The 7,700-nt window shown below is 63.9% G+C and carries 6 protein-coding genes and 1 pseudogene; 3 read left to right on the top strand and 4 right to left on the bottom strand.

Features of this window, described 5'->3' with window-relative positions:
* The 4 genes and pseudogenes from EN943_RS39005 to EN943_RS32300 all read right to left on the bottom strand — a co-directional run.
* Positions 1-170, bottom strand: a pseudogene (locus tag EN943_RS39005) (aminomethyl transferase family protein); the annotation flags it as partial.
* A gap of 53 nt (positions 171-223) precedes the next feature.
* On the bottom strand, positions 224-1,000 hold the full coding sequence (locus EN943_RS32310) for an ABC transporter substrate-binding protein (RefSeq protein WP_127416051.1): 777 nt from the start codon (positions 998-1,000) through the stop codon (positions 224-226).
* A 125-nt stretch (positions 1,001-1,125) separates the two neighbouring features.
* Positions 1,126-2,883, bottom strand: coding sequence for a hydantoinase B/oxoprolinase family protein (locus tag EN943_RS32305; RefSeq protein ID WP_127416050.1), 1,758 nt, complete (start codon positions 2,881-2,883; stop codon positions 1,126-1,128).
* A 1-nt stretch (position 2,884) separates the two neighbouring features.
* Positions 2,885-4,966, bottom strand: coding sequence for a hydantoinase/oxoprolinase family protein (locus EN943_RS32300; protein WP_127416049.1), 2,082 nt, complete (start codon positions 4,964-4,966; stop codon positions 2,885-2,887).
* A gap of 221 nt (positions 4,967-5,187) precedes the next feature.
* On the opposite strand from EN943_RS32300, the gene EN943_RS32295 reads away from it, so the two are divergent.
* The 3 genes from EN943_RS32295 to EN943_RS32285 form a co-directional block, all read left to right on the top strand.
* On the top strand, positions 5,188-6,015 hold the full coding sequence (locus tag EN943_RS32295; protein WP_127416048.1) for a ferredoxin--NADP reductase: 828 nt from the start codon (positions 5,188-5,190) through the stop codon (positions 6,013-6,015).
* Between the two features lie 157 nt (positions 6,016-6,172).
* Positions 6,173-7,222, top strand: coding sequence for a deoxyribose-phosphate aldolase (gene deoC, locus EN943_RS32290; RefSeq protein WP_127416047.1), 1,050 nt, complete (start codon positions 6,173-6,175; stop codon positions 7,220-7,222).
* A gap of 62 nt (positions 7,223-7,284) precedes the next feature.
* Positions 7,285-7,700 (top strand): aldehyde dehydrogenase family protein (locus EN943_RS32285; protein WP_127416046.1); only part of this gene is annotated, 416 nt, incomplete at its 3' end.

The raw sequence follows: 7,700 nt of genomic DNA, 5'->3' as shown, positions 1-7,700 counted from the left end.
CTGAGATCCTGCACGCCGACATTTTTGCGGGTGTTCAGGTGCTCGTCGGCAATGCCGGAATAAGTTTTGGCCGAGATGAAATCGCCGCCGACACGACCCATGGTCGCGCCCAGTCCGACGATGCTGCTGTAGAAAGGGGAGCGCCGCTCAGCCAAGGAAGTCTCCATCATTCAAGAAAAACGGCAGCGCCAGACGGCGCTGCCGAAGGTGGTTATTGCCGGCCTCAGCTGCCGTAGACGTCGAAGGAAAAGTACTTGTCGTTGATTTCCTTGTATTTTCCGTTGGCGCGCAGCGCGTCGATGGCCGCATTGAGCTTGTCGGCCAGCTCCTTGTTGCCCTTCTGCAGCGCAATGCCGACGCCGGGGCCGTGAATGGCCGGATCGGCCGTCAGCGTGCCGAGCAGCTTGCAGCAGGCGCCGTCGGGCTTCTTCAGCCATTCGGTCAGGATGATCGAGCCGTCCATCATCGCATCGAGCCGGCCATTGGCCATGTCGGTGCGGGCGTCGTCGCCGGTCGGATAGGCCTTGACGGTCGAGCCTGCGTATTTCTGCTCGGCGAATTTCTGGTGGATGGTCGCGGTCTGCACGCCGAGCGCCTTGCCTTTCAGATCGTCCGGTGAGGTGCCTGATATGGTCGAATCCTTGGGCACGGCGATGGCCGGCGGCGTCTGGTAGTATTTGTGGGTGAACTCGACCTTCTCGGCCCGCTCGGGCGTGATGGTGATGTTGATGATGGCGTCGAATTTGCCGGCCTGCAGCGCCGGTATGGAACCATCGAAATCCTGCACGCTGAACTCGCACTCGGCCTTCATCTCGGCGCACAGCGCCTTGCCGAGTTCGATGTCGAAGCCACCCAGCGTGCCATCGGCGCTGGCGTAATTGAAGGGCGGATAGGCGCCCTCGGTGCCGATCCTGAGTTTTTTGTCCTGGGCGGACGCAGCACCGGTGGCGAGGGTGAGAGCGACGGAAGCGGCAAGCACGAAACGACCGAAAAGACGCATGTTCGAGTTCCCCGTTGAAAGCGGGAAGTCTACGGTCTTCCAGGCGTGCGGCGGAGACGGAAACGACATGTCATGCGCCGATCACGGCGCGGCGAGCGGACCAAGCCCTCACGATTGGTGGTGCGTTAGCCGGCGCGCTGCTTGTTCGTCGCCGTCTGGTCGATGGCGAGTTCGCCTGCCGAGAGGACAACACCAAATTTTTCGCGGGCTTCCTCGACCGTATAGTAACCCAACGCTACGTCGCGCAGCACAAGATCGGCATCGCGCTGCAGTGGATCGCCATAGCCGCCACCACCCGGCGTGCCGACCCTGACCCGATCGCCGGCCTTCAGCGCGATGTCCTGCTCCTTGGACAGGTGCGGCGGTACATGTTCCTCGCCATTGCGGAACACGGTCACCGTGTTGACCGCGCCGTCCTTGCCGCCGAGTGCACCCTGCGGGCCGAACCGGCCGTGGTCCATGACGAAGGAGGCGCGGGCGTCGCCGCGCAGGATTTCGACCTCATAGGCAAGCCCGAAACCGCCGCGATGCTTGCCGGCGCCGCCTGAGCCTTCGCGCAGGGCATAATGACGGTAGAGCACCGGGAAGGCCTGCTCCATGATCTCGACCGGCGGCGATTTGGAAATGCCGATGGTCGAGCAGCCATTGGTCAGGCCGTCATGGCCTGAATTGCCGCCATAGCCGCCGCCGGAGATCTGGTACATGACGTAGTCGCGGCCGCGCGCCGGGTCGTTGCCGCCAAGCGCGAAATTGCCGCTGGAGCCGGCGGGCGCTGCCGTCACCTTGTCCGGCAACGCCTGCACCATGGCCGCGAACACCGCTTCGGCGATGCGCTGCGACACTTCTGCGGCGCAACCCGAGACGGGGCGCGGATATTTCGCGTCGAGGAACGTGCCTTCCGGCCGCTTGACGATCAGAGGTTCGAAGGCGCCGGCGCTGATCGGCACATCCGGGAAAATATGACGCATGGCGAGATAGACCGAAGACAGGGTGGTCGCCAGCACGCTGTTCATAGGCCCGGCGCAAGGCTTGGACGAACCGGCGAAATCGAAGGTCAGTGTATCGCCCTGTTTCTCGACGGCGAGCGCGATGGTCAGCGGCTCGTTGACCACCCCGTCGGAATCGACAAAGGCCTTGGAATGGTAGGTGCCGTCTGGGATGGACGCGATGTTGGCGCGCATCTGCTCGGCGGCGCGGCGGCGCAGTTCGGCGATCGCCTCGACAACAGTTTCGTCACCGTAACGATCCAGGATTCCGTTGAGCCGGTCCTGGCCGATCAGGAGTGCGGCAGCCTGGGCCCTGATGTCGCCGATGCGCTGGTCTGCGACACGGATGTTGGAGCAGATGATGGCGTAGATTTCCGGATCGAGCAGGCCCTTCTTGAACAGTTTTACGGGCGGCAGCCGCAGGCCTTCCTGCTCGACCGCGGTCGCGGAGGCTGAAAACCCGCCCGGCACCGAACCGCCAATGTCGGGCCAATGGCCGGTGTTGGACAGCCAGCAGAAGATTTTGCCGTCCCGGTAGACCGGCATGGCGAAGCGCACATCCATCAGATGCGTGCCGCCGAGATAGGGATCGTTGACGATATAGATGTCGCCCGGCTCTGGGGCCAGGCAGCGGCCATCGGCGATCATCTCGATCACCGTCCTGGTCGAATATTGCATGACGCCGACGAACACCGGCAGACCCTGGCTGCCTTGCGCGATCAGCGAACCGTCGAGCGCCGAATAGATGCCGTCGGAGCGGTCGTTGGCCTCGGCGATGACAGGCGAGAACGCGGCACGCGAAAAGGTCAGGTCCATCTCGTCGCAGACCTGCTGCAGGGCCGCCTGGAGGACCGAAAGGGTGATGGCGTCGAGCTTTGCCCTATCAAGATTTGGCATCTCAGGCCTCGCCAATGTCGATGATGATGTTGCCGTCGGCGTCGCAGCGTGCGCGGTCGCCGGGTTCGAGCACGGTGGTGGCATCCATCTGTTCGAGGATCGCCGGCCCTTCGATGATAGCATCGAGCGGCAGTTTTTCGCGCGCATACACCGGCGTGTCGTGCCAGCGGCCGCTGTACCAGACCGGCCGGATCTCGCGCCGCGCCTCGTCTAGCGTTGTTGCGCGCCCAGCTGGGTCGATCAGCCGCGACAGGTCTATCGACGGGCGGACGCCGGTCACCGAGGTGTTGAGATTGACGAGGTTGGCACGGATTTCCGGCAATTCGACCTTGAAGCGGGCAAAGTAGGCCTTCTCGAACAGCGCCTGCAATTCCTGCCGCGTCACCGACGACGGCAGGGGCACGTTGATGATGTGGGTCTGACCGACGAACTGCATGTCGGCGGAGTGGGTGACCCGGACCGTCTCCGGCTTCACCGCTTCCTTGCCGATCAGCTCCTCACCTTCGTTTCGGTGCCGTTCCAACATATCGTGGAGCTGGGTTTCATCGAGCATCGCGACCGGCTGGTTGACGGTATTGACGAAGTCGTGGCGCAGGTCGGCAACGACGCAGCCGAGCGCGTTGGTGATGCCGGGCCGGGCCGGCACCAGCACCTTGGGCAGGCCGAGTTCGCGCGCCAGGGCTGTCGCATGCAACGGGCCGGCGCCGCCGAAGGCGAACAGTGCGAAATCTCTGGGATCATGGCCGCGCGACACCGAAACCATGCGGATCGCGCCGGCCATCTTCATGTTGCCGAGCCGCAGCACGGCCCCGGCCGCCTCGACGCCGGACAGGCCGGTCGGCTTGCCTATCTTCTCCTCGAAGATGCCGGTGACGCGCTCTGATGTGACCGGATTTTCGACCGCCAGCAGCTTCTTCGGCGCCAGCCGGCCGAGCACCAGGTTGGCGTCGGTGATGGTCGGCTCGATGCCGCCGCGCCCGTAGCAGATCGGGCCGGGGTTGGCGCCGGCACTTTCCGGGCCGATCTGGATCAGGCCGGCCGCGTCGACGCGGGCGATCGAGCCGCCGCCGGCGCCGACCGTGTGTACCGCCACCATCGGCACATGGATAGGCATGGCATATTCGATCTCGATCTCGTTGGAGACAGCCGGCTCGGCATTGCGGATCAGCGCCACGTCGGTCGAGGTGCCGCCCATGTCGTAGGTGACGAGGTTCTCGAAGCCGGCGCGTTTTCCGGTGTAGGCGGCGGCGATGACGCCCGAGGCCGGGCCGGACATGACAGTCTTGGCCGATTCACGTGTGACGAAGCGGGCCGAGATCATGCCGCCATTGCCGTTCATGATCAGGAAGTCGCGGGCATAGCCTTTTGCAGCCAGTTCCTTGCGCAGCCGCTCGACATAGCGCTCGAGGATCGGCTGTACCGAGGCGTTGACCGAAGCGGTGACACCGCGCTCGAATTCGCGCGCTTCCGACAGCAGCGCGTGGCCTGCCGTGATGTAGCCGTTCGGCCAGAGTTCGGCGGCGATTTCGGCCGCGCGCCGCTCGTGTGCCGGGTTGGCGTAGGAATGCAGGAAATGGATGACGAGGGATTCGCAGCCGGCCGCGATCAGCGTCTTCACCGCGTCGCGCATTTCGGCCTCGTCGAGCGGCGTGCGGATCGCCCCCGACGCCTCGACGCGCTCCGACACTTCGAGCCTGAGATTGCGCGGGATGATCGGCACGAAGCTGCCGGTCATGCCATAGGCCTGCGGCCGCGTGCGCCGGCCGAGCTCGATCACGTCGCGAAAACCGCGCGTGGTGATCATGCCGGTTTTCGCCAGCCGGCGTTCGAGCACCGCATTGGTGGTGGTCGTCGTGCCATGCACGATAAGGTCGATGTCGTCGATCGGAAATCCGGTGGCGCCGAGCGCCGAAACGACACCGAACGCCTGGTTGTCGACCGTGGTCGGCGTCTTGGCCAGGTACACCCTGCCACCGTCGCGGCCGTCGATCAGAAGCAGGTCGGTGAAGGTGCCGCCGACATCGATACCGGCAACGACATTTCCCCGGGAATCGCGCGCTTGCGCCGAAATATTCTCTTCCATCGTCGAAACCCGAAATGCGCGAACTACGGATATGCGTCAGTTTGGAAAGCTGTTTTAAGGTAGCATCTTGACGCAAATATCGTTTGTATACTAATAAATTCCGGACACAAGAGCTTGCCGCTTTGGAGTGTGCGAACAGCACGCCGGGACCTGAATGGTCCGGGCGCGTAGGTGAAGGTTTGGCGCCCGCGTCCGTGAGCTGGGCCAGAAGGTTGGATTTGATGAACACCACATCCGCTCTCAACACCGTCGGCGCCCGACCGCTGCAGTTCCCTATACCGGCCAACGTCTATGCCGAAACCGTCGTCTCGGTGAAGCACTACACCGACCGGCTGTTCTCGTTCCGCATCACGCGTCCGCAGTCGCTTCGCTTCCGCTCCGGCGAGTTCGTCATGATCGGCCTGCCCAACGCCGAGAAGCCGGTGTACCGCGCCTATTCGGTGGCGAGCCCGGCCTGGGACGAAGAGCTGGAATTCTTCTCAATCAAGGTGCCGGACGGCCCGCTGACTTCGGAGCTGCAGAAGATCCAGGTCGGCGACACCGTCATCATGCGCCAGAAGTCGACCGGCACGCTGGTGGTCGACGCGCTGACGCCGGCCAAGCGGCTGTTCATGATCTCGACCGGCACCGGCATCGCGCCCTTCGCCAGCCTGCTGCGCGACCCCGACACCTATGAAAAATTCGATCAGCTGATCCTGACCCATACCTGCCGCGACAATGCCGAGCTGACCTATGGCCAGGAGCTGGTCGCAGCACTTGAAAGCGACCCGCTGATCGGTGAACTGACCACTGGGCGCGTCACGCTCTACAATTCGACGACCCGCGAGGAATCGGCACGCATGGGCCGCATCACCGCGCTGATCGGCTCCGGCAAGTTCTACAGCGATCTCGGCATCGACAAGCTCGACCCGGAAACCGACCGGATCATGATCTGCGGCTCGATGCATATGCTGAAGGATGTCAAGGAACTGGCCGAAAGCCTCGGCTTCGAGGAAGGCTCGCTGAGCCATCCAGCGACCTTCGTGGTCGAGCGCGCCTTCGTCGGCTGAGCCGCACTTCACTTAACATCTCGAAGCTTCGTTTTTGACCACACGGTCAAAAATTGCTGCTTTCGCCGCCTTTTTCGGTTATGACCGCCCGCAGGACTCGTGAAGTACGACTTCACGGGCTATCTTCGGCACACGTCGCTGAATGAAAGGGCAGGAGATGAGCAGCACAATCCGCGAAGCCGATGTCGGCTCGTCCAAGGTGACGCCGCTGCCGGCGCGTGCCGCCGCCAACACAGCCGTCCCGCACGATCATCGTATTGCGCGCAATCCAGGCATGAAGCTCGACCTCGGCTTCATGGAATCGGTGCGCAGCGTCAATCGTTCGGCACTGGAACGACGCGTCACCAGCCTGACCAAGCGGCGCTCGATCAAGGCCGACAACCAGGCGGCCTGGCTGCTGCGCGCCGTCGCCTGCATGGATTTGACGACGCTGAATTCCAACGACACCGAGGAGCGCGTGCGCCGGCTCTGCGCCAAGGCGATCAATCCGTTCCGCCGCGACATTGTCGAGGGTCTCGGCATATCAGGTGAAACCATCCGCCCGGCCGCCGTCTGCGTCTACCATCCTTTCGTCGCCACCGCCGTCGATGCCGTGCGCGGCACCGGCATCCATGTCGCCGCCGTCTCCACCGCCTTTCCGCATGGCCTGGCGCCGCTGTCGACCCGTTTGCAGGAGATCGAGGCCTCGGTCCGTGACGGCGCCGACGAGATCGACGTCGTCATCCCGCGCGGCCTGGTGTTCGGCGCCAAGTGGCGGGAGCTTTACAATGAGATCGTCTCGATGCGCGCCGCCTGCGGTGATGCGCATCTGAAGGTCATCCTCGGCACCGGCGACCTCGCCACGCTGCGCAATGTCATGCTGGCCTCGATGGTGGCGATGATGGCGGGCGCCGATTTCATCAAGACCTCGACCGGCAAGGAAAGCGTCAACGCGACGCTGCCCGTCGGCCTCGCCATGGTGCGTGCCATCAGGGCCTATTTCGAGGAAACCGGCTATCTCATCGGCTTCAAGCCGGCCGGCGGCATTTCCACGGCCAAGGCCTCGCTCGACTGGCTGGTGCTGATGAAGGAAGAGCTCGGCCGGCCATGGCTGGAGCCCGAGCTGTTCCGCTTCGGCGCTTCGAGCCTCTTGACCGACATCGAGCGCCAGCTCGAGCACCATCTGACGGGACACTATTCGGCTAATCATCGCCACGCGATGGCTTGAGCACCACCCCGATCGGCTTTGCCGAGCGACCCTCCCAGGCGGGAGGGTGAAGGAGGCACCTGATGAACATTCTCGACCGCTACCACGCCATGGAATACGGCCCGGCACCGGAGGCCCGCAACGAGGCCGACGCCTGGCTTGCCGCGCGCGATTTCGGCAAGGCGCTGTTCATCGGCGGCGACTGGAAAGCCGCTGCCGGCGGCAAGACCTTCGAGACCAGCGAGCCCTCCTCCGGCAAGCTGCTGGCCAAGGTCTCGGACGCCAGTGCCGCCGATATCGGTGCGGCGGTTGCGGCGGCCACCAAGGCGCTGCCGAAATGGAGCGCCAGTTCAGGCTATGTCAGGGCGAAAGTGCTCTATGCCATTGGCCGCGCCATGCAGCGCCACCAGCGTCTGTTCGCGGTGCTTGAGACAATCGACAACGGCAAGCCGATCCGTGAAAGCCGCGACATCGATGTGCCGCTGGCGATCCGCCATTT

Origin of the sequence: Mesorhizobium sp. M7A.F.Ca.US.006.01.1.1, from assembly GCF_003997935.1 — a bacterium.
Classification (GTDB): domain Bacteria; phylum Pseudomonadota; class Alphaproteobacteria; order Rhizobiales; family Rhizobiaceae; genus Mesorhizobium.
This window is presented reverse-complemented; position numbering and strand designations above follow the sequence as displayed.

What these genes read in the sequence shown, in the direction of transcription:
- EN943_RS32310 (WP_127416051.1), bottom strand. Translation starts at nt 1,000, where the DNA reads ATGCGTCTTTTCGGTCGTTTCGTGCTTGCCGCTTCCGTCGCTCTCACC.
- EN943_RS32305 (WP_127416050.1), bottom strand. Translation starts at nt 2,883, where the DNA reads ATGCCAAATCTTGATAGGGCAAAGCTCGACGCCATCACCCTTTCGGTC.
- EN943_RS32300 (WP_127416049.1), bottom strand. Translation starts at nt 4,966, where the DNA reads ATGGAAGAGAATATTTCGGCGCAAGCGCGCGATTCCCGGGGAAATGTC.
- EN943_RS32295 (WP_127416048.1), top strand. Translation starts at nt 5,188, where the DNA reads ATGAACACCACATCCGCTCTCAACACCGTCGGCGCCCGACCGCTGCAG.
- deoC (WP_127416047.1), top strand. Translation starts at nt 6,173, where the DNA reads ATGAGCAGCACAATCCGCGAAGCCGATGTCGGCTCGTCCAAGGTGACG.